The sequence below is a fragment of the Streptomyces sp. Ag109_O5-1 genome, assembly GCF_003814875.1.
Classification (GTDB): Bacteria; Actinomycetota; Actinomycetes; order Streptomycetales; family Streptomycetaceae; genus Streptomyces; species Streptomyces sasae.
The window spans coordinates 606,314-626,504 of record NZ_RKQF01000001.1 but is presented as its reverse complement, the minus strand read 5'-3'; the positions used below and the strand labels follow the sequence as shown (position 1 = coordinate 626,504).

At 71.0% G+C, this 20,191-nt stretch carries 15 protein-coding genes; 9 read left to right on the top strand and 6 right to left on the bottom strand.

The genetic code is table 11. From position 1 onward, the window contains the following. Positions 1 to 37: 37 nt before the first annotated feature. Positions 38 to 2,107: a phosphocholine-specific phospholipase C gene (locus EDD90_RS02825; protein ID WP_123971575.1), complete on the top strand. Its 2,070-nt coding sequence runs from the start codon at positions 38 to 40 to the stop codon at positions 2,105 to 2,107. Here the strand turns inward: EDD90_RS02825 and EDD90_RS02820 are convergent. Both EDD90_RS02820 and EDD90_RS02815 read right to left on the bottom strand, forming a co-directional pair. Continuing rightward, positions 2,097 to 3,122 carry a Gfo/Idh/MocA family protein gene (locus tag EDD90_RS02820; protein WP_123971574.1) on the bottom strand — a complete coding sequence of 342 codons (1,026 nt, stop codon included), beginning with the start codon at positions 3,120 to 3,122 and terminating at the stop codon, positions 2,097 to 2,099. The genes EDD90_RS02825 and EDD90_RS02820 overlap by 11 nt on opposite strands. A 69-nt stretch (positions 3,123 to 3,191) precedes the next feature. Beyond that, positions 3,192 to 4,286 carry a chemotaxis protein gene (locus tag EDD90_RS02815; protein ID WP_123971573.1) on the bottom strand — a complete coding sequence of 365 codons (1,095 nt, stop codon included), beginning with the start codon at positions 4,284 to 4,286 and terminating at the stop codon, positions 3,192 to 3,194. A gap of 73 nt (positions 4,287 to 4,359) precedes the next feature. Here EDD90_RS02815 and EDD90_RS02810 point away from each other — a divergent pair, with 73 nt between their 5' ends. The 3 genes from EDD90_RS02810 (at position 4,360) to asnB (ending at position 7,762) form a co-directional block, all read left to right on the top strand. Beyond that, positions 4,360 to 4,710, top strand: a complete 351-nt coding sequence (locus tag EDD90_RS02810; protein WP_123971572.1) for a hypothetical protein — start codon at positions 4,360 to 4,362, stop codon at positions 4,708 to 4,710. An 89-nt stretch (positions 4,711 to 4,799) separates the two neighbouring features. After that, a complete protein-coding gene (locus EDD90_RS02805) occupies positions 4,800 to 5,576 on the top strand; it encodes an alpha/beta fold hydrolase (protein WP_123971571.1) in 777 nt (258 codons plus the stop codon). A gap of 347 nt (positions 5,577 to 5,923) precedes the next feature. Continuing rightward, the gene (gene asnB / locus EDD90_RS02800; RefSeq protein ID WP_123971570.1) at positions 5,924 to 7,762 is read left to right on the top strand and encodes an asparagine synthase (glutamine-hydrolyzing); all 1,839 of its coding nucleotides are present in this window, start codon (positions 5,924 to 5,926) and stop codon (positions 7,760 to 7,762) included. A 3-nt stretch (positions 7,763 to 7,765) separates the two neighbouring features. Here asnB and EDD90_RS02795 read toward each other — a convergent pair whose 3' ends face one another. Continuing rightward, complete coding sequence (locus EDD90_RS02795) at positions 7,766 to 9,391, bottom strand: alpha/beta hydrolase (protein ID WP_123971569.1); 1,626 nt, start codon at positions 9,389 to 9,391, stop codon at positions 7,766 to 7,768. Positions 9,392 to 9,672: 281 nt separating this feature from the next. Between EDD90_RS02795 and EDD90_RS58490 the strand changes: the two genes are divergently transcribed. The 3 genes from EDD90_RS58490 to EDD90_RS02780 all read left to right on the top strand — a co-directional run bounded on the left by EDD90_RS58490 (position 9,673) and on the right by EDD90_RS02780 (position 12,364). Beyond that, positions 9,673 to 10,419 carry a chaplin gene (locus EDD90_RS58490; RefSeq protein ID WP_123971568.1) on the top strand — a complete coding sequence of 249 codons (747 nt, stop codon included), beginning with the start codon at positions 9,673 to 9,675 and terminating at the stop codon, positions 10,417 to 10,419. A gap of 260 nt (positions 10,420 to 10,679) precedes the next feature. Next, positions 10,680 to 11,534: a GNAT family N-acetyltransferase gene (locus EDD90_RS02785; RefSeq protein WP_123971567.1), complete on the top strand. Its 855-nt coding sequence runs from the start codon at positions 10,680 to 10,682 to the stop codon at positions 11,532 to 11,534. Positions 11,535 to 11,584: 50 nt separating this feature from the next. Further along, positions 11,585 to 12,364 (top strand): GNAT family N-acetyltransferase, encoded by a 780-nt coding sequence (locus EDD90_RS02780; RefSeq protein WP_123971566.1) that lies wholly within the window; start codon positions 11,585 to 11,587, stop codon positions 12,362 to 12,364. Between the two features lie 93 nt (positions 12,365 to 12,457). On the opposite strand, the gene EDD90_RS02775 is transcribed toward EDD90_RS02780, so the two are convergent. Then, positions 12,458 to 12,721, bottom strand: coding sequence for a GlsB/YeaQ/YmgE family stress response membrane protein (locus tag EDD90_RS02775; RefSeq protein ID WP_123971565.1), 264 nt, complete (start codon positions 12,719 to 12,721; stop codon positions 12,458 to 12,460). Between the two features lie 216 nt (positions 12,722 to 12,937). On the opposite strand from EDD90_RS02775, the gene EDD90_RS02770 reads away from it, so the two are divergent. Beyond that, positions 12,938 to 14,392 (top strand): hydrolase, encoded by a 1,455-nt coding sequence (locus EDD90_RS02770; RefSeq protein ID WP_123971564.1) that lies wholly within the window; start codon positions 12,938 to 12,940, stop codon positions 14,390 to 14,392. A gap of 41 nt (positions 14,393 to 14,433) precedes the next feature. Here EDD90_RS02770 and EDD90_RS02765 read toward each other — a convergent pair whose 3' ends face one another. Together EDD90_RS02765 and EDD90_RS02760 are read right to left on the bottom strand one after the other, a co-directional pair. Further along, entirely contained in the window at positions 14,434 to 17,148 is a 2,715-nt protein-coding gene (locus EDD90_RS02765; protein WP_123971563.1) for a glycosyl hydrolase 2 galactose-binding domain-containing protein, read from the bottom strand. A gap of 112 nt (positions 17,149 to 17,260) precedes the next feature. Continuing rightward, complete coding sequence (locus EDD90_RS02760) at positions 17,261 to 18,448, bottom strand: ROK family transcriptional regulator (protein WP_123971562.1); 1,188 nt, start codon at positions 18,446 to 18,448, stop codon at positions 17,261 to 17,263. A gap of 175 nt (positions 18,449 to 18,623) precedes the next feature. Here EDD90_RS02760 and EDD90_RS02755 point away from each other — a divergent pair, with 175 nt between their 5' ends. Continuing rightward, positions 18,624 to 20,102 (top strand): APC family permease, encoded by a 1,479-nt coding sequence (locus EDD90_RS02755; RefSeq protein ID WP_123971561.1) that lies wholly within the window; start codon positions 18,624 to 18,626, stop codon positions 20,100 to 20,102. The last annotated feature ends 89 nt before the right edge of the window (positions 20,103 to 20,191 follow it).

Sequence of the window (20,191 nt, the reverse complement as noted above, 5' to 3'; positions counted from 1 at the left end):
GTGTCACAGCGGCACACCGGTGACGAGGACGGGGCGAATGACACCGATCAGCCGAAGAGGCTTTGTGGGACTGGGCGCTTCCGTGGCGGCGGGCATGGCGGTGGGCGCCGCCGGCCCACGGCCGGTGGCCGCGGTCCGGAGCACGGCAGCCGCGGTGCAGAGCACGGCAGCCGCGGTGCAGAGCACGGCGACCGGCACGATCTCGGACGTCAGGCACGTGGTGATCCTCATGCAGGAGAACCGGAGTTTCGACCACTACTTCGGGCGCCTCAAGGGCGTCCGCGGCTTCGCCGACCGCAGCGGAATCACCCTCGGCGGCGGGTACCCGGTCTTCAACCAGCCCAACGGCTCCGGCCGGCAGTACCCGTGGAAGCTCAGCGCCACCCCCGGCGCGGCAGGCAAGGACGGCGAGACCCTCGCCCAGTGCAACGGCGACCTGCCGCACTCCTGGTCCTCCCAGCACTCCGCCTGGAACAAGGGCCGCCTCGACAACTGGGTCGCGGGCGTCGGCAACGTCCGGTCCCTCGGCTACCTGGACCGCACCGACATCCCCTTCCACTTCGCGCTCGCCGACAACTACACGATCTGCGACGCCTACTTCTGCTCCACCCTCAGCGCCACGGGCCCCAACCGCACCTATCTGTGGAGCGGCAAGGTCGACCCCGCCAGCTACGACGGCGGTGACGAGTCCGGCCTCACCTGGCAGAACTACGCCGAGGCGCTGCAGAACGCCGGAGTGACCTGGAAGGTCTACCAGAACGCCCAGGACAACTATGGGGACAACGGCTGCGCCTACTTCAAGAACTTCGCCGGCGCCAAGGCGGGCAACCCCCTCCACGACCGGGGCATGTCCTCCGTCCCGGCGGTGACCGGCTCCACCCCCGACGACATCGCCGCCGCCATCAGGGCCGACGTCGTCGCCGGCACCCTCCCGCAGGTCTCCTGGGTGGTCCCCAACCAGGCCTTCTCCGAACACCCCTACGCCCCGCCCGGCGACGGCGCGCACTTCGTCAACCTGGTCTACCAGGCCCTCGCCGCCGACCCCCACGTCTTCGACTCCACCGTCCTGTTCCTCAACTATGACGAGAACGACGGCTACTTCGACCACGTCCCGCCTCCCGCCCCGCCCGCCGGCACGGCCGGGGAGTTCCTGAACGGTGTGCCCTACGGCTTCGGCTTCCGCGTCCCGATGATCGTCGTCTCGCCCTGGACACGCGGCGGCTGGGTCTCCTCGGAGGTCTTCGAGCACACCTCGGTGCTGCGCTTCCTGGAGACCTGGACCGCGGCGCTGGGCACGCCCGCGAAGTGCCCCAACATCAGCGACTGGCGGCGCAGGGTCAGCGGCGACCTGACCGGTGTCTTCGACTTCGCCAACCCGGTCCGCGGCGCCGTCCCGCTGCCCGCCACCGGCGTCATCGGCATCGCCACCTGTGCCCCGCTGCCCAACCCGGTGCCCACCACCAACACCCTGCCCGCCCAGGAGACCGGCACCCGCCCGGCCCGCGCGTTGCCCTACCAGCCCAACGGCTACCTGGACCACCTGGAGTTCGGGACGGCCGGCGCGATCCGCGCCTGGTTCACCATGGCCAACCAGGGCACCCCGGCGACCCGGGCGGCGCACCTCTCCATCCACCCGGGCGCCTACCGGGACACCACCCCCTGGCAGTACACGGTCGACGCCGGGGGCACGGTCTCCGACTACTTCGACATCGGCACCGGGTACGGCGCCGGGAAGTACGACCTCACCATGGTCGGCCCCAACCGCTTCCTGCGCCGCTTCCAGGGCGACGCCACCAAGGCCGGCAAGTCGGCCGAGGTGAGCACCCGTTACGCCGTGGAGCCCGGTACCGGCAAGCTCGCCGTCTGGTTCAGGATGACCAACTCGGGCTCGGCGTCCGTGAAGTTCACCATCGCCTCGAACAACTACCGCACCGACGGGCCCTGGACGTACACCGTCGCGGCCGGTGCCGCCACCGAGGACTACTTCAACGCCGTGGCCCACCAGGACGGCTGGTACGACTTCACGGTGACGGTGGACTCCGACGCGACCTGGTCGCGCCGGTTCACCGGCCATCTGGAGACGGGCGCCGCGAGCATCAGCGGCTGACGTCCGCGTACAGGTCCGGGCGCGGGGCGAGTCCGACGGTCGTACGGCCGCCGGACTCCAGCGCCCGGACCCCGGCCTCGGCGACGACGGAGGACGCGTAGCCGTCCCAGACGCTGGGCCCGGTGACCCGGCCCTGCCGGGTGGCGTCGACCCAGGACTGCACCTCGCGGTCGTAGGCGTCGGCGAACCGCACCAGATAGTCCTGGGCCACCTCCTCGCGGGCGCCGCCGGCCGTGGTGACCAGCATGCCGCGGTCCTCGCCGATCCGGGCGCTGCCCCGTTCGCAGACGGCCTCGCAGCGCACCTGGTAGCCGAAGCCGCAGTTGACGAAGACCTCGACGTCGACGAGGGCGCCGCCGTCGGTCTCGAAGAGCACGAGCTGGGGGTCGAGCAGCCCCTCGGGAGCGCCCGAGGACGGCTGCGGCCGCAGCACGGTGACCGCGGTCAGCTCCTGGCCGAGCAGCCAGCGGGCCGCGTCGATCTCGTGCGAGACCGAGCTGTTCACCAGCATGGCACTGGTGAAGCCGGGCGGTGAGGAGACGTTGCGGTGGACGCAGTGCAGCATCAGCGGGCGGCCCAGGCCGCCGCCGTCCAGCAGGGACTTCAGACGCCGGTACTCGGCGTCGTAGCGGCGCATGAAACCGATCTGGGCCAGCCGCCGCCCGAGCCGGGCCTCGGCCTCCACCACCCGGAGCGCACCGGCGGAGTCCGGCACCATGGGCTTCTCGCACAGCACCGGCAGCCCGCGCTCGAAGGCCGCGAGCAGCGGCTCCTCGTGCGCCGGGCCGGGGGAGGCGATCAGCACGGCCTCGACACCGGGCGCGTCCAGCGCGGCCGACGGATCGGCGTGGACGGTGACGCCGTCCAGCCCCGCCACCGCCTCCTTGGCACGGTCGAGGTCGGGGTCGGCCACGGCAGCCACCCGCGCACCGCTCACCACCTGGTCGAGCCGTCGTATGTGGTCGGCGCCCATGTGTCCGGCACCCAGTACCGCAACGCCCAGCAGCTCAGCCACGCTCGCACTCCCTCTCAGCCGACGCCGACGATCACTGAGTAGCGTAGACGTCGGCCGAGAGCGGGCTCATCAGTAGCGCAGCACGCCGGCGATGCCGTTCTCGTCGCCCAGGGTGCCGTCCGGGACGAAGCGGACCTCGGCCCCGGTCTCCAGGCACTGCTCGACGATCTCGTCCACGATGTCGTCGCGGGAGTCGAGGTCGCCGCTCACGGCCGGGACCAGGTGGTCGCCGTCGTCGCGGACCGTGGTGCGGTAGTTCTCCTCGACGGCCAGCAGCCGGACGCGGCCCTCACGGGCGTTCTGCCAGACCTCGTCCACACCGGCCGCGAACGTCTTGTGACCGCGCGCGGATTCGAGCTCGCGGGTCACCGACGAGGTACTCCGGCGGGACTCCGCGTCGAGATGCGGCCGGATCGCCTGCCACACGGCCTCCGGACCGGCCTGCGCGAGCCCGCCGTGCCGCACGGGAGTGCTCTCCCTGGCGACGTTGCCGAGTTCGTCCCACAGGGCCAGGGCCGCCTGCTCGCCCGTGACGTAGAGCGGCCGTGGATCCTCGCGCAGCAGCGCGGCCATCGCGGTGTCGGCGTCCCGCAGGAAGTGCTTGGTGTCCTCGTCGCGGAAGGTGCTGGGCATGTCGCCGATCTGTTCCCGGCGCTCGGCGTCGAAGTTCTGCTGGCTGCGCGTCAGCGGGAACCCGCCGGCCCGGCTCTCGGTGACCCGGTCGACACCGCCGTTCCACAGCGTGATGCGGTCGGCCGACACCGACAGCACCCAGAACGGCCGCTCGGCCGCGTGCGCCGAGACCAGGTTCCGGGTCAGGAAGGTGTCCGAGAGCACCACGCGCTCGGGCACGCTGCGGGCCAGTGACCACACCTGGTGCTCGCCCGGCGCGGCGAAGATCACCAGACCGTCCTCGGCATGGGCCAGATCGACCTCGGCAAGGGCCCGGTCGAGCTGGTCGACGACATCGGAACGCCGCTCCCGGGTGACCGAGGGATCGGCTTCCAGTTGCTTCTTCGCCTCGGCCACGACATTGCGCAGCCGGACGGGATCCTGGGCGTTGTCCGGCTCGCGGCGGTGCGTCGGCGTCAGCACGGAGACGGCCGGGTAGGGACGCGGGCGGCGCAGCTCGGCGAGGGACGTTGGACTGAGTGCGTGCTCCATATCAGCACCATAGGGCCGATTCGCGACGGGGGCATTTGGGGTAATTCTCTTGCGAGTGGAGGAGGTGGCTGCGATGGCCCGGCTGACCGTGGACGACGGCGAGGTCGTCGTCCGTCTGAGCGGGCCGGAGATGCTGCTCGCCCACCGCCGCCGGGTGCGGGTGCCGCTCGCGCAGGTGCGCTCGGCCTCGGTGGAGCCCGACTGGTGGCGGGTGCTGCGCGGCGAGCCGCACCACGGCCACTGGCTCCCCGACCGGTTCTGCGTCGGCGCGTGGGAGTACCCCGGCGGCCGGGACTTCGTCGCCGTCCACGAACACGGCCCCGTCGTCCTGGTCGACCTGGCGAGGTCCGCGCCCTTCGCGCGGCTCGCGGTGTCCGACGACGACGCCGAGGCCGCCGTACAGGCCATCCGGCGCACTCTGTAACCCTGTTGAGGCCGACTTCCCGGTGACGGCGGGCGATGCGGCCGGTTACCGTACCCGGCAGTAACCGGATCGTGCCCCAGGAGGCCCCCATGCCGCAGCTCGAAGTCGACGGAGCGGCGCTGACGTACGACGACGAGGGGCCCCGTGACGGTGCTGCCGCGCCCCTGGTGTTCATCCACGGCTGGACCGCGAACCGGCACCGCTGGGACCACCAGATCGCACACTTCGCCGGGCATCGCCGGGTGATCCGCCTCGACCTGCGCGGCCACGGCGAGAGCACCGGGGCCGGCGTGCGGACGGTCGCCGAGCTGGCCCAGGACGTGGTCGCCCTCCTCGGCCATCTGGAGGTGGATCGTTTCGTCCCCGTCGGTCACTCCATGGGCGGCATGATCTCCCAGACCCTCGCGCTCGCCCACCCCGAGCGGGTCGAGCGGATGGTGCTGGTCAACTCCATCGGCCGGATGACATACAGCCGCGGCCGCGGTCTGCTGATGGCCGCCTCGACCCTGGTGCCGTACAAGATGTTCGTCGCCACCAACATCCAGCGGGCCTTCGCCCCCGGACATCCCCGCGAGGAGATACGCGAGTACATCCGCGCCTCCGCCGCCACCCCGCGCGAGGTCGTCATGACGCTGTACGGCGCCATGCGGGCCTTCGACGTCCTCGACAGGGCCGCTGAGATCACCGCCCCGACCCTGATGGTGCACGGTTACCACGACATCCAGCTGCCGGTGGGGCAGATGCTGCGGATGGCCAAGGCCTACCCGGACGCGGAGGTCCGGATCATCGACGCGGGACACGAGCTCCCGGTGGAGCGGCCGGCCGAGCTGACGGCGACGATCGACCGGTTCGTGTCGGTGAAGTGACGGCGAAGCGCCGGCGAAAGCGTGGTGCGAGGCGGCGACAGCGGCTGGTGACCGGCGCCGGGCGGAAAGCCCGGCGCCGGTTTGCTTGGGGAACTTTTTGCGCTTGGCCGGTTCCGGGCGGGCCGGGCCCGATGCGGAGCGCGGCCATGGCCCTCGCGCATGCAAAGCGCGGCCGAAAGAGTGAGGGGGATCGACCGTCCGTGTTACGTCCAGGTTGACCCGCCGGAGTCCCGGGCGCACGCTCGTTATATAGGTGCCGAATACAAGTGGTTAGCTCGGGCAATCGAACTCCCGATGGAAGCCCAGGTGACGTCCGCGCCCGGCCGACCGGCAGCAGGAGGTAACGCATGTGTGGCATCACCGGCTGGGTCTCCTTCGACCGTGATCTCACCACCGAGACGCGCGCATTGGATGCGATGACCGAGACCATGGCCTACCGCGGCCCCGACGACCGGGGCACCTGGAGCGAGGGGCCCGCCGCCCTCGGGCACCGCCGGCTCGCGATCATCGACCTGCCCGGCGGCCGCCAGCCCATGAGCGTGCGCACCCCGGACGGCTCCGTCGCGATGGTCTACTCCGGCGAGGCGTACAACTTCACCGAACTGCGCCGCCAACTCGCCGACCGCGGCCATGAGTTCACCACCGACTCCGACACCGAGGTGGTGCTGCACGGCTATCTGGAGTGGGGCGACACCGTCGCCGAGCGGCTCAACGGCATGTACGCCTTCGCCGTCTGGGACGGCCGCCACGACAAGCTCGTGATGATCCGCGACCGCATGGGCATCAAGCCCTTCTACATGTACCCGACCCCCGACGGCGTCCTGTTCGGCTCCGAACCCAAGGCGATCCTGGCGAACCCGCTGGTCCGTCCCAGGGTCGGCCTGGACGGCCTGCGCGAGCTGTTCACCATGGTCAAGACCCCCGGCAGCGCCGTATGGGAGGGCATGCGCGAGGTCGAGCCCGGCACGGTCGTCACCGTCGACCGCTCCGGTCTGCACACCCGCGTCTACTGGCGCCTGGAGACCCGCCCGCACCCCGACGACCGCGACACCACCGTCGCCACCGTCCGTGAGCTCCTCGACGACATCGTGCGCCGCCAGCTGGTCGCCGACGTGCCCCGCTGCACCCTGCTCTCCGGCGGCCTCGACTCCTCCGCGATGACCGCCCTGGCCGCCCGGCAGCTGGCCGCACAGGGCGAGAAGGTCCGCAGCTTCGCCGTCGACTTCGTCGGCCAGACCGACAACTTCGTCGCCGACGAACTGCGCGGCACCCCCGACACGCCCTTCGTGCACGACGTGGCGCGGCTCGCCCGCACCGACCACCAGGACATCGTCCTCGACTCGGGCAGCCTCGCCGACCCCGCCGTCCGCGAGCGGGTGATCCGGGCCCGCGACCTGCCGACCGGGTTCGGCGACATGGACGCCTCGCTCCTGCTGCTGTTCCGGGCCGTCCGCGACCAGTCCACCGTCGCGCTCTCCGGCGAGTCCGCCGACGAAGTGTTCGGCGGCTACCTGCAGTTCTTCGACGAACAGGCCCGCAACGCCGACACCTTTCCCTGGCTGGTCCAGTTCGCCCGGCACTTCGGCGACGACGCCGACGTACTGCGCGCGGACCTCGCCAAGAGCCTCGACCTGGAGTCGTACATCTCAGAGTCCTACCGCTCCGCCCTCACCGGCATCCGGCGCCTCGACGGCGAGAGCGACTTCGAGTACCGCATGCGCCGCATGAGCTATCTGCACCTCACCCGGTTCGTACGCATCCTGCTCGACCGCAAGGACCGGACGAGCATGGCCGTCGGCCTGGAGGTCCGGGTGCCGTTCTGCGACCACCGGCTCGTCGAGTACGTCTACAACGCCCCCTGGGCCCTCAAGTCCTTCGACGGCCGCGAGAAGACCCTGCTGCGGGAGGCCGCCAAGGACGTCCTCCCGCGGTCCGTGTACGACCGGGTCAAGAGCCCCTACCCGTCCACCCAGGACCCGGAGTACGGCCGCGCCCTCCAAGTGCAGGTCAAGGACCTGCTGGCCCGGCCGGACCACCGGGTCTTCGACATCGTCGACCGGGAGAAGGTGAATCGGGCCGCCCACCGGACCGGGCTGAGCACCCAGGCCGCCCGGCGCGGCCTGGAACGCACCCTCGACCTGGCCCACTGGCTCGACCTCTACACCCCCGAACTGACCCTCGCCTGAACCTCAGTCCGGCGAGTCGGTGACGGCGCCGCGGTCGTCGTCCGCCGGACAGGAGCTGCCGTCGGCCGGCAGCGTGCCGTACAACAGGAAGTCGTCGACCTTGCCGTGCACGCACCTGGAGGACGAGTACCCGGTGTGGCCGTCGCCCCTGTTGTCCAGCACCACGGCCGACGGCCCGAGCCGCTTCGCCGTCTCGATCGTCCAGGCGTACGGCGTCGCAGGGTCGCCGCGCGTGCCCACAAGGAGCATCCGCGCGGAGTCCACGTCCTTCACCTTGTCGCGGATGAAGTCCGTGCCGCGCGGCCGGCCGTAGCAGAGCATCACCTGGGTGAGCCGGAACCGGCCGAAGACCGGCGACGCCCGCTGGTACGCCTCGTCCAGCCGGGCGACGTCCCGGGTGAGCTGCTCGGCACTCGGCCGGTCCGGGTCGTCGGCGCAGTTGATCGCCATCAGCGCCGCCGACAGGTTGTCCGCGGGGATGTCCGCGCTGCCGACCAGGCCGCCGTGCCGTGGCGGCCCGAGCGGGACGGCGTAGCCGCCGGACGCGAAGTTCTGCACCCCCCGCGTGTCCCCGTCCTCGATCAGCGAGGCCAGCGCCCGTTCCAGCCGGGGCCACAGCTCCTTGCCGTACAGGCCCTGCCCGAGGGCACCCACCAGGTCCTGACCGGAGAAGGGGCCGCCGAAGTCCGACAGGACCGGGTGCCCGTCCAGCGAGCGCACCAGCCGGACGACGGCGTCCCCGGCCTTGCGCCGGTCCTGCCCGAACGGACATGCCACGTCGGTGACACACCAGTCCAGGAAGTCGTCCAGCGCCGTCTGCTGTCCGCGGGCACCCGCCATCCCCTGCTCGGCCGCCGACTCGGTCAGCGTGTCCACGCCGTCCAGCGCCATCCGGCCCACCTTGTCGGGGAACTGCGCCGCGTACACCGCGCCGAGCCTGGTGCCGTAGGAGAAACCCAGGTAGTTCAGCTTCTCGTCACCGAGGGCCTGGCGGATGACGTCCAGGTCCCGGGAGGCGTTCACGGTGCCTATGTGGGAGAGCACGGGGCCGGAGTGCGCGGCGCACCGGACCGTCAGCTGCTTCAGCGCCTTCAGCAGGGCCTGCGGACGGCCGGCGTCGGGGATGTCGTCCGTGCTTCCGTCGTCCGTGCTCCCGGCGTCGTCCGCGGCCCCGCCGGTGCCCTCTCCGCAGCTGACGGGGGAGGAGCGGCCGACCCCGCGCGGATCGAAGCCGACCACGTCGTAGCCGTTGGTCAGGCTCATGAAGTCCTTGCCGGCCAGCCCGAGCTGGCTGACGCCCGAGCCGCCGGGGCCGCCGAAGTTCAGCAGCACCGAGCCCCGTGACTTGCCGGTCGCCCGGTAGCGGGACAGCGCGAGGTCGATGGTGCCCTCGGCGGGTCTCGCGTAGTCGAGCGGGACGGTCACCTCGGCGCACTGCATGTCCTTGGGCAGCTCCACGTCCTTGCACACCGCCCACCGGGCCTTCTGCCGGTAGAACCGGGTCAGGTCCGGCTCACCGCCGCCGGCCGCCGCGGCCGGCGGCAGCCCCGCGCCGAGCAGGGTCAGGGCGACGGCTCCGGCTCCGGCACAGCGTCGCACGGCGGGCCGGGTTCGGGGATTGGCCGGCATCGAGGGCCTCCAGGGACGCTCCGTGACCGGGGCTTTCGATCACCATAAGCGGGCCCCGGGGAGCACGCCTCCCGGCGAGCGGACCGGACCGGGGCGCCGTACTGTGCCGCCGGCCCCCGCTCGGTCACCTGCTTCGGATCCCTTGCACAGTTTTGCTCCCGGTTCGACAACGGTGTCACTCGATGGGGTGAAAGAGGGACAAGCCATAACTCAGATGGTTCGTCTGCGTTTTAACCGTTGCGGGCGAGCGCCCGCAATCATGTCTGGAAGGCAGGGAACCTATGAAACGGGTTACCCGAAACGGTGTGATCGCCGTAGCCGCCGCCTCCGGGGCGATGGCCGTGGCGGTCCCGGCCTGGGCCGACTCCGGCGCGAACGGCATCGCGGCGGGTTCGCCCGGGGTGATCTCCGGCAACGGCATCCAGTTGCCGGTGCACGTCCCGGTGAACGTGTGCGGGAACACCGTGAACGTGGTGGGGCTGCTCAACCCGGCGGCCGGCAACACCTGTGTGAACAAGGGCGGCGGCGCTGCTCACGACACGTACGGCGACGGGTCCGCGCACGGCGACTCGGCCGTGTCCGATGGCTCGGCCACGTCCGGTGGCGCGTCCGCGCAGGGCGTCGAGAAGGACTCGCCCGGGGTGCTCTCCGGCAACGGCATCCAGTTGCCGGTACAGGTCCCGGTGAACGTGTGCGGGAACACCGTGAACGCGGCGGGGCTCCTCAACCCGGCGGCCGGCAACACCTGTGTGAACACCTCCGGCGACCACCCGAGTCCGCCGGAGACCCATGTCCCGCAGCCGCCCCCCGTGCAGCCGCCCCCCTCCCAGCCGCCCGCTCCCGAGCCGCCGGCCCCGGTCAAGACCCACCCCGGGCCGAAGACCCGGCCCCCCGCCGAACCGCCCACCACGTCCACCCTCGCCCACACCGGCACGGACCTCGCGGGTCCCGCCGTCGCGGGCAGCGCGGCACTCCTGCTCACCGGGACCGCCCTGCACCGGCGCTTCCGGCCCGGCCGGAAGCGCTGACCGGCAGCCGTGATAGCCGAGGCGGGGCGCCGCCGTTCTCATGGACAAGGCCCCACCGGACCCCGACCGGTGGGGCCTTCGCCATGTCCGGTTCCGGCAGACCCGGGCCGTGTCGGGTCAACGAGTTCCCGGAAACGGCTTGTTGAGCACGCCGGCGGCTTGATCCAGGCGTGGCGCCGCGCCCGGTGATCGGGAAGGATGCTGCGGGCGCGGTGCCGGTCGCCGCGCCGCCCGACCCAGCCACGCAAGGGAGCGCATCGATGACCTCTCCGGCCCCCGCGGACCTCGTCGTCACCCGGGCCACGCTCGACGACTGGCCGGTGATCAGCGGCTGGGCCGCGGACGAGGGCTGGAATCCGGGCGTGTCGGACGGCCCCGCCTTCTTCGCGCAGGACCCCGACGGGTTCTTCATCGGCCGTGTCAACGGGGAACCGGTCTCGGCGATCTCCGTCGTCAACTACGGCGCCGACTACGCCTTCCTGGGCTGCTACCTGGTCCGCCCCGACCTGCGCGGCCGCGGCCACGGGCTGACCACCTGGAAGACCGCCCTCGCCCACGCCGGCAACCGCACCGTGGGCCTGGACGGCGTGGTGGCCCAGCAGGACAACTACCGCCAGTCCGGCTTCGAACTCGCCTACCGCACGATACGGTTCACGGGCGCCGCGCCGGCCGTCGAGCCCCCGTCGGGCATCCGCCCGGTGCATCCCGCCGACGTCGCGGACATCACGGCGTACGACAGCGCCTGCTACCCGGCCGACCGGCCGCGCTTTCTCGCCGCCTGGCTGACCGGCACCGGTCACCAGGCGTTCGTACGCCACGACGGCGACCGCCTCACCGGCTACGGCGTGCTCCGCCCCGGCCGCGACACCCTGCGCATCGGCCCCCTCTTCGCCGACACCGCCGAGGACGCCCGCGCCCTGTTCGCCGCCCTCACCGCCGAGGCGGCCGGCGGTCAGGTCGCCATCGACGTGCCCGAGACCAGCGCGGCGGGTGTCGCCCTCGCCGAAGAGGCCGGATTCACCGCCTCGTTCGAGACCGCCCGCATGTACACCGGCCCGGTCCGCGACCACGCCCGCGAGCGGGTCTTCGGGGTCACGACACTCGAACTCGGCTGACCCTTCGTAAATGCGTTGCCGCCATGGGGCGGGGATGCTGAAGTGCCGGTATGGATCATCAAGCAGTGCTCGCCCTGTACGACCGTGACATGCGCGAGGGCGCCCGGCCCGACGGCCCCGGTGCCCGGGTGGAACGTGTCGGCGGGGTGGTGCGACAGGTCGCGGGCGCCGAAGGGTGGAACGCGGTCCTCTGGTCGGACCTGGACGAGACGACCGCGGATGGCGCGATCGCCGAGCAGATCGACCACTTCGGCGGGCTGGGCCTCGAGTTCGAGTGGAAGCTCTACGGTCATGATCTCCCGTGCGACCTCGGGGCGCGGCTCGTCGCGGCCGGGCTGCGGCCGGAGCCCAAGGAGACGCTGATGATCGCCGAGGCCGCCGGGCAGACCGTCGACAGGGCCGAACTTCCGGACGGCGTACGGGTGGTACCCGCCACGGACGCGGCAGGCGTCGATCTCGTGGTGGACGTCCACGAGAAGGCCTTCGGCACGGACGGGTCCCGGCTGCGGCACCGGTTGCTGGCGCAGCTGGCCGAGCGGCCCGACACCGTCGTGGCCGTCGTGGCGCTGGCCGGGGACGAGCCGGTGAGCGCCGCGCGTATGGAGCTGGTGCCGGGGACGCGGTTCGCCGGCCTGTGGGGCGGCGGCACGGTGGAGGGGTGGCGGGGGCGCGGGGTGTACCGCGCCCTGGTCGCTCACCGTGCGCGTGTCGCCGCGGACCACGGGTACCGGTATCTGCAGGTGGATGCGTTGCCGATGAGCCGGCCGATCCTGGAACGGCTCGGTTTCCATGCGCTGAGTACGACTACGCCGTACGTCTACGCGCCGTAGGCCGGCTGCGGGCCGGTTGTGGCTGGTCCCGCAGTTCCTCCCTCAGCCTTCGGCCGGGGGTACCCCCAGCGCCCCTGACGGGGCGCTGTGAAGTCACCGGCGTGATTTGGCGCGGTCCAGGGCCGACACGCCCACCGCCGCCAGTGCGATCTGGATGAACCACTCGATCCAGTCCGGGCCCTTCGTGTCAGCCACGCCGAAGCCCGCCGCGATCGCCGAGCCCAGCAGCGCCGCCACGATGCCGACGACGATCGTCCACAGCAGGCCGATGTGCTGGCGGCCGGGGACGACCAGGCGCCCCAGGACACCGATGATGGCGCCGATGACAATGGCACTGATGATGCCCGAGATCTCCATGTCCGCCCCTCTTCGTCGGTACCCCACTGCTGTCCAATCTGCCCGCTGAGACCGGAGCCAGTCCCGTCCGGTTGTTACGGCGGTTTTCTGTTCACCGACCGGACATGCCATGTACCTTTCAATGAGTTGACGCGTGTAGAAATCTCAAGCAGGTTCTACGCGCGCAGAGTTGGCGCCCGCACCGCCTCTACCCCACCCCTCATGGAGGTTCGCCGGATGCTTGGATCCAGCAGATCCCGCCACAGACTCACCACCGCCCTCGCCGGGTTCGCACTGCTCGCCACCGGAGCCGCCCTCCAGGTCGGCACCGGGGCCGCCCCCGCCCACGCCGCCACCACCTACCGCGTCCTGTTCGACGACGGCCACGCCGAGGAGGCAGGCAACGCGGACTGGATCATCTCCACCAGCAAGCCCGATCCGCTGGCCGAGGACTCCTCCCCGTCCTCGGAGACGGACTGGACGGGCGCGCTGTCGTCGTGGGGCGTGGACCTGCAGAAGACGGGCAGCTACAGCCTCAAGACCGCCACCAGCGCCCTCACATACGGCGGTTCGTCGACGACCGACCTGTCGAACTTCGACGCACTGGTCCTGCCCGAGCCCAACACGCTGTTCACGACCGCCGAGAAGACGGCCATCATGAACTTCGTGAACAACGGCGGCGGGCTGTTCATGATCTCCGACCACACCGGCGCCGACCGCAACAACGACGGCTACGACGCGGTCAAGATCCTCAACGACCTGATGACGAACAACAGCGTGGACTCGTCCGACCCGTTCGGCTTCTCCATCGACTCGCTCGACATCAGCTCCGGCTACCCGGCCGCGATCAGCGACAGCACCGACCCGGTGCTGAACGGCTCCTTCGGCACCGTCACCAAGAGCCTGATCGCCGACGGCACGACCGCCACCCTCAAGCCCTCCGACAACTCCAACGTCAAGGGTCTGGTGTACCGCAGCGGCTACTCCGGCAACACCGGCGCCTTCTTCCTCACCAGCACCTTCGGTAGCGGCCGCGTCGCCTTCTGGGGCGACAGCTCGCCGATCGACGACGGCACCGGCCAGTCCGGCAACACCCTGTACGACGGCTGGAACGACTCCGGCGCCACCAACGCGGCCCTCGCCCTGAACGCCACCGCCTGGCTGACCGGCGCGAGCAGCGGCAGCAGCGGAGGCGGCGGCGGTGGCGGCACCGGCACCTGCACCGCCGCCCAGCTCCTCGGCAACAACGGCTTCGAGTCCGGCAACACCACCTGGAGCGCCACCAGCGGTGTCATCACCAACTCCAGCAGCGAGTCGGCCCGTACCGGCTCGTACTACGCCTGGCTGGACGGCTACGGCTCCTCCCACACCGACACGCTCTCCCAGTCGGTGACCATCCCGTCCGCCTGCACCACCGCCGCACTGAGCTTCTATCTGCACATCGACACGGCGGAGACCTCCACCAGCACGGCGTACGACACGCTCAAGGTCCAGGTCCTCAACAGCTCGGGCACCGTACTGAGCACCCTGGCGACCTACTCCAACCTCAACGCCGCCAGCGGCTACACCCAGCGCAGCTTCAGCCTGGCGAGCTACGCGGGCCAGACCGTGACGCTCAAGTTCACCGGCGCCGAGGGATCCACCCTGCAGACGTCCTTCGTGATCGACGACACGGCCCTCAACGTGAGCTGAGGGACCGGGGCCCGGCCGGATCTCTCGGCCGGGCCGTCCGCTCATCGTGCCGCGTACGTCCGCTCCCGCGCGTTCCAGCCGGAGACCCGCACTTGGGGCACTGAGCCGTGCAGGTCGGCGGTCCGGTAGGTGGCCGTCAGGGTCGCGGACTCGCCCGGCCACAGGCTGACCTCGTTGTCCGACCAGCGCACCGGCAGCACCGGCCTGCCCTGCGCGTCGACGAGATGGACGTCCGTCAGCAGGGACGGGGTCCTGCCCGTGCCCGTGTTGCGGATCGTGACCGTGGTCGTGGAGGTGCCGTCCGAGTCCGTCGTCGACGCCGACGCCGTCACCGGGACCTCGGCCATCGACGACAGCCCCGTCAGGTCCGCGTAGCCCGTCGTAGGTGTGTGGTACCAGTCGGACTTCGCCCAGTCGAGGGTGTCGGGCCTGGTGGAGAGCCAGTAGACGTTGCGGCTCACCTCCCTGCCGTCCGCGTCGGTCAGGACCAGCCGCGCCAGATACGTCGACGACAGCCCGCTCACCGACGCCGGCAGGGTGAGAGCGGTGGTGTGCGCTCCGCCGCCGGTGACGGAGAGGCCCGGGACGGTCCTGTCGTACAGCTGGGTGCCGTCCGGGTTGAACAACGTCGCCCGTGCGGTGAGCCCGGACGCCGGGGCGGGCCGGTTGCCGACCACCTCGACCGCGCGGTTGTCGTAGGAGTACTGGATGTGCAGGGGCTCGTTGGCCTTCTTCGCGCCGAAGTAGGCGCCGCCCTGGTCGAGGTAACGGTCCATCAGCTGCCAGTGCAGGGATGTCCAGCCGCTGTTGAACATCCAGTAGACGACCCCGGTGGACGGCTTGGAGGCGTCGGTCTGGTTGCGTCCGTACGCCTCGTACTGGGCGCGGACGTTCTCGTACTGGGCGAGCTGCGCCTTGCGGACGTAGTCGGTCAGGCCCGTCGGGGCGCCGTAGCGGCCGGTGAGCGCGGCGTCGTAGATCTTCAGGGTGCCGAAGGTCGCGGACGGAGAGCGGTGGTACTGCTTGGCGTCCGGGTCCTTCCAGAGGGTGTCGAGTTCGGCCGGGGTCATCATCCGGCGCAGGGTGTCGAGGGTGGGGATGTCCGGGCCCGCGCTGGTCTCGGAGTTGAAGCCGGCGGCGCCGCCCTCGCGCTTGGCGTACCAGTAGCCCGGCGGCACCCAGTCGTAGGGGCCGGTCATCTTCATGCCCGAACTGCCCAGCTGGGGAGCGGATTTGTCGGAGGCGGCGGGAACCACCGGGACGGCCCAGTCGGCGGCGCCCAGGGCGTCCAGATAGTTCTTCTCGATCTTCGCGTCGGGCGCGGCGTCGCTGCCGATCAGGAAGGAGACCACGCTCGGGTGGTCACGCAGCCGGGCGGCCTCGGCGGCCATCGAGGCCTGGGCGACCGGATAGTCGGCGGCGGTCCACTTCTGTCCGCTCTCGCTCGTGTTGACCTGCCCTTCCCACTTGTCGCAGCACTCCCAGCCGGGCAGGGTGAGGACGCCGAGGCGGTCGGCGAGGTCGAAGAACTCGTCGGGCTCGATGTGGCCTTCCAGCCGGATGGCGTTCAGGCCCAGGTCGAGGGCGTACTTCAGGCGGTCCTCGGCATAGGTGCGGTCCCAGCGCAGGAACTCGTCCGGTGACCAGCCGCCGCCCTTGATCAGCAGCCGGCGGCCGTTGATCGAGTACTGGCGGGCGCCGTCGGAGTTCAAGGGGGCCCGGACGTCCCGGACGCCGAAGCTCTCCTGGGTGGTGTCCGAGGCCGTGCCGGCGACGGACGCGGTGAGGTCGAGGTCGTAGAGCGGCTGGCCGCCCATGCCCGCCGGCCACCACACCTTCGGGGAGGTGAGGTGCAGACCGGGTGTGTCGGCGGGGGTGAAGGCGACGGTCCTCGTCTGGTGGGCGGCGAGCGGGACGGACCTGGTGAGCGTCACTCCGGCGACCGTGCCGGTGACCCCGGCGGTGACTGCCGTGTCCGAGTCGTTGCGGACCTGCGCCTTCACCGTCAGGTCGGCCGTCGCCAGGGACGGCACCGCGAGTTTCGTCACCACGTGCGCGTCGCGCAGCGCGACCGGGCCGCCGCGCCGGACCAGGACGTCACGGACGATGCCCATGTTCTGGTCGGGCGGCGGCTGGAGCCAGTCGAGCCAGCCCATGGTGAAGTTCTTGTTCGGATCGTTCGGCTGGATACGGAAGGCGACCGTGTTCGTCCCGGACCTCACCAGTGAGGTGACGTCCAGTTCGTGGTGGGTGTAGCCGCCGGTGACGTCGGCGGCCGTCGCGACCCGGTGGCCGTTGACGTACACGTCGGCCGCCGAGATCACCCCGCTGAAGTCCAGGTAGGTGCGCTGCGCGGTGTCCTGCACCGTGAAGTCGCTGCGGTACCACCACGGCACCTGGAAGGGGGACTTGGGGATCTTCTGCAGATTGGTGGAGACGAACGGGTCGTCGTACACCCCGTCGGCGAGGAGCGCGGCCAGGACCGTGGAGCGGGACCCGGCCTGATACCAGCCCTTCGCCGGATAGCCGGGGGAGGAGACCGCCGACGCGGAGTCGCCCACCTTCGCCGTCGACTGGATCGCGAAGCCCGACAGCGGGGTCTCGGACCCGGCGACCGACGGCACACGGGTGACCCGGGCGTGCCCGTGGGCCGGGTCGCGGGCACCGGCCCAGGCGCTGGTGTTGAGTGAACCGAGCAGGCCGAGGGTCACGGCGGCCGCGCCGAGGCGGTATCCGGGGGCGGGGCGAGGGAACACGATGGTCTCCAGGCTCGTAAAGTTAGGAAACTTTACTAACCTGGCTCAAGCTAGGGTCCCGAGAGGGACGTGTCAATCACCGTGGCGCCCGGGCGAGTTGGCGGCGCCGGAATCAGGAGGCGACCGACCGGCGCTCGAAGACCAGGTCACGGGCGGTCCCCAGGGCCGTGGCCACCGCGCCGAGCAGCACCGCGTCCTCACCCAGCCGGCTGGGCGCGAGCTTCGGGCGCAACGGGGTGAGAGTGCGCAGGTGATCCCGTACCGGGCGCAGCAGCAGATCGACGCTGTGGCCGACCCCGCCGCCCAGAACCACCAGGTCGGGGTCGAGCACGGCCGCGGCCGCCGCCACCGTGTGCGCGATCCGCTCGCCCTCGAGGCGTACCGCCTCGACAGCCGCCTGGTCACCTTGACGCGCCGCGTCGAACACGGACTTCGCGGTGAGCTGCCCGGTCATCCCGAGCCGCCGCGCCGTCTCCACCACGGCCACCCCCGACACGGCGTCCTCCAGCCGCTCCGGTTTCCGCTGCTGTCCGGGCCAGGGCAGGAACCCGATCTCCCCGGCGAGCCCATGAGCCCCGGTGAACGGCCGGCCCTCGCTGACCACCCCCATCCCCAGGCCGGTGCCGATCATGATGTACGCGAACAGCCGGCTGCCCGCACCGACGCCGTACGTGTACTCGCCCAGCGCCGCGAGATTGGCGTCGTTGTGCACCTCCAGCGGAACGCCCAGCTCCGCGCGCATCCGGTCGAACAGCCCCGCCCGGCCCCAGCCCGGCAGATGCATGGCGTACCGCACCCGCCGCTGCCGCTCGTCGTACACCCCGGGCGTGCCCACCACCCCGTGCACCACCGCGGCCGGGTCCACCCCCGAGTTCGCGACGACCTGTCGTGCGGTGCCGACCAGCAGGTCGGCCATGGCACCCGAGCCGCGGGCCCGGTTGCGCACGTCGGAGCGGGCGACCAGGGTGCCGTCCAGGTCGGCGACCGCCACCCGCAGCCAGCCGCGCCCGACGTCGATGCCGAGCGCGTATCCCGCCGCCGGGTCGGGTGCGTACAGCACGGCCGTGCGGCCGCGCTCCGGGGCATGGGTGCCGACCTCGTGGACCAGCCCCGCCGACTCCAGCGACGCCAGCGCACTCGACACGGTCGGCTTCGACAGCCCTGTCTCGCGGGCCAGTTGGGCCCGGGACGCGGAGCCGAGCGCGCGCAGCCGGTCCAGCAGCAGCCGCTCGTTGGTGCTGCGCAGGCGCTGCCGGCTCCAGGGCTGTTCCTGCTGCTCTACGACATCGCTGGCGGCCATCGGACCATTCTCACCGATTCCCGTCGCATACTTGACGCATCTAGTAAGGCTCCTTAACTTTATCGGCCATCCCGCCCTGTCGGCCGACGCCTGCTCCTCCTCGTTCTCCTTGTCCTTCTTGTCTTTTTCGTCCTCCTCGTCCTGCTCGCCCCGTCCCTGCCTCAGGAGCCCCGCCATGTCCGGTAGCCCTGGTAGTCCCGGTAGTCCCCTCGGTCCCGGTAGTCCGCCGTCCGAAGGCGGCTTCGTCCGGCGCGTCGGCCTGTTCCAGGCCACCGCCATCAACATGAGCCAGATGTGCGGCATCGGCCCGTTCGTGACCATCCCGTTGATGGTCGCCGCGTTCGGCGGCCCCCAGGCGGTGATCGGTTTCGTCGCGGGCGCGGTGCTCGCCCTCTGCGACGGCCTGGTCTGGGCCGAACTCGGCGCCGCGATGCCCGGGTCCGGCGGCAGTTACGTCTATCTGCGCCAGGCCTTCCAGTACCGCACCGGACGCCTGATGCCGTTCTTGTTCGTATGGACGGCGATGCTCTTCATCCCGCTGATCATGTCCACCGGCGTGGTCGGCTTCGTCCAGTACCTCGGCTACCTCGCCCCCGGCCTCGGCCAGACCTCCGGCGACCTGATCGGGCTCGGCGTCATCGCCCTGGTGGTGCTCCTGCTCTGGCGCGGTATCGAGCACATCGCCCGGATCACCGCCGTGATGTGGGCGGTGATGATCGCCTCGGTGCTGCTGGTGATCGTCGCCGCGGCGAGCGACTTCAGCCCGCACCTGGCCTTCACCTACCCTGCGCGCGCCTTCGACCTGACCAGCGACCACTTCTGGCTCGGCTTCGCCGCGGGCCTGACCATCGGCATCTACGACTACCTCGGCTACAACACCACCGCCTACATGGGCGCCGAGATCAAGGACCCCGGCCGCGTCCTGCCGCGTTCCATCCTCTTCTCGATCCTCGGCATCATGGCGATCTACCTGCTGCTCCAGATCGGCACCCTCGGTGTCATCGACTGGCACCGCATGACGAACCCGGCCGACATCGCGTCGACCTCCGTGGCCTCGGCGGTCCTCGAGAAGACCTGGGGCAAGGGGGCCGCCGACACGGTCACCGTCCTGATCCTGATCACGGCCTTCGCCTCGGTCTTCACCGGCCTGCTCGGCGGCTCCCGGGTGCCCTACGACGCGGCCCGCGACCGGGTCTTCTTCCGGCCGTACGAGAAGCTACACCCCAAGCACCGCTTCCCCATGCTGGGCCTCGCGACCATGGGCGTGATCACCGCCGTCGGCTTCCTGATCGGCCGTCACACCGACCTCGCCACGCTCATCCAACTCCTCACCACCGTGATGGTGATCGTCCAGGCGCTGGCCCAGATCGTGGCGCTCACGGTGCTGCGCCACCGGCAGCCGGAGCTGAAACGGCCCTACCGGATGTGGCTCTACCCCGTGCCGAGCATCCTCGCCTTCGCCGGCTGGTGCGTGATCTACGGCTACGCCGACAGGAACTCCCCGGGCCGCCATCCCATCGAGTGGTCCCTGGCCTGGCTCGCCCTCGGCTGCGTGGCGTTCCTCGTCTGGGCGCGGCTGGAGAAGGTGTGGCCGTTCGGGGAGAGGGAGATCGAGGAGGACTATCTGACACCCGAGAGCGCCGTGGCGGGGTGAATCCGGCGGTACGCACGTCAGCCTCATCCGGCGCGGTCGACTCCCGCCGGATGAGGCTTTGTGCATGACCGGGACCAGTGCATCTGGCT

Coding starts and splice junctions, on each gene's coding strand:
- EDD90_RS58490 (WP_123971568.1), top strand. CDS start 9,673: ATGAAACGGGTTACCCGAAACGGTGTGATCGCCGTAGCCGCCGCCTCC.
- EDD90_RS02760 (WP_123971562.1), bottom strand. CDS start 18,448: ATGGCCGCCAGCGATGTCGTAGAGCAGCAGGAACAGCCCTGGAGCCGG.
- EDD90_RS02825 (WP_123971575.1), top strand. CDS start 38: ATGACACCGATCAGCCGAAGAGGCTTTGTGGGACTGGGCGCTTCCGTG.
- EDD90_RS02795 (WP_123971569.1), bottom strand. CDS start 9,391: ATGCCGGCCAATCCCCGAACCCGGCCCGCCGTGCGACGCTGTGCCGGA.
- EDD90_RS02785 (WP_123971567.1), top strand. CDS start 10,680: ATGACCTCTCCGGCCCCCGCGGACCTCGTCGTCACCCGGGCCACGCTC.
- EDD90_RS02810 (WP_123971572.1), top strand. CDS start 4,360: ATGGCCCGGCTGACCGTGGACGACGGCGAGGTCGTCGTCCGTCTGAGC.
- EDD90_RS02775 (WP_123971565.1), bottom strand. CDS start 12,721: ATGGAGATCTCGGGCATCATCAGTGCCATTGTCATCGGCGCCATCATC.
- asnB (WP_123971570.1), top strand. CDS start 5,924: ATGTGTGGCATCACCGGCTGGGTCTCCTTCGACCGTGATCTCACCACC.
- EDD90_RS02770 (WP_123971564.1), top strand. CDS start 12,938: ATGCTTGGATCCAGCAGATCCCGCCACAGACTCACCACCGCCCTCGCC.
- EDD90_RS02805 (WP_123971571.1), top strand. CDS start 4,800: ATGCCGCAGCTCGAAGTCGACGGAGCGGCGCTGACGTACGACGACGAG.
- EDD90_RS02755 (WP_123971561.1), top strand. CDS start 18,624: ATGTCCGGTAGCCCTGGTAGTCCCGGTAGTCCCCTCGGTCCCGGTAGT.
- EDD90_RS02815 (WP_123971573.1), bottom strand. CDS start 4,286: ATGGAGCACGCACTCAGTCCAACGTCCCTCGCCGAGCTGCGCCGCCCG.
- EDD90_RS02780 (WP_123971566.1), top strand. CDS start 11,585: ATGGATCATCAAGCAGTGCTCGCCCTGTACGACCGTGACATGCGCGAG.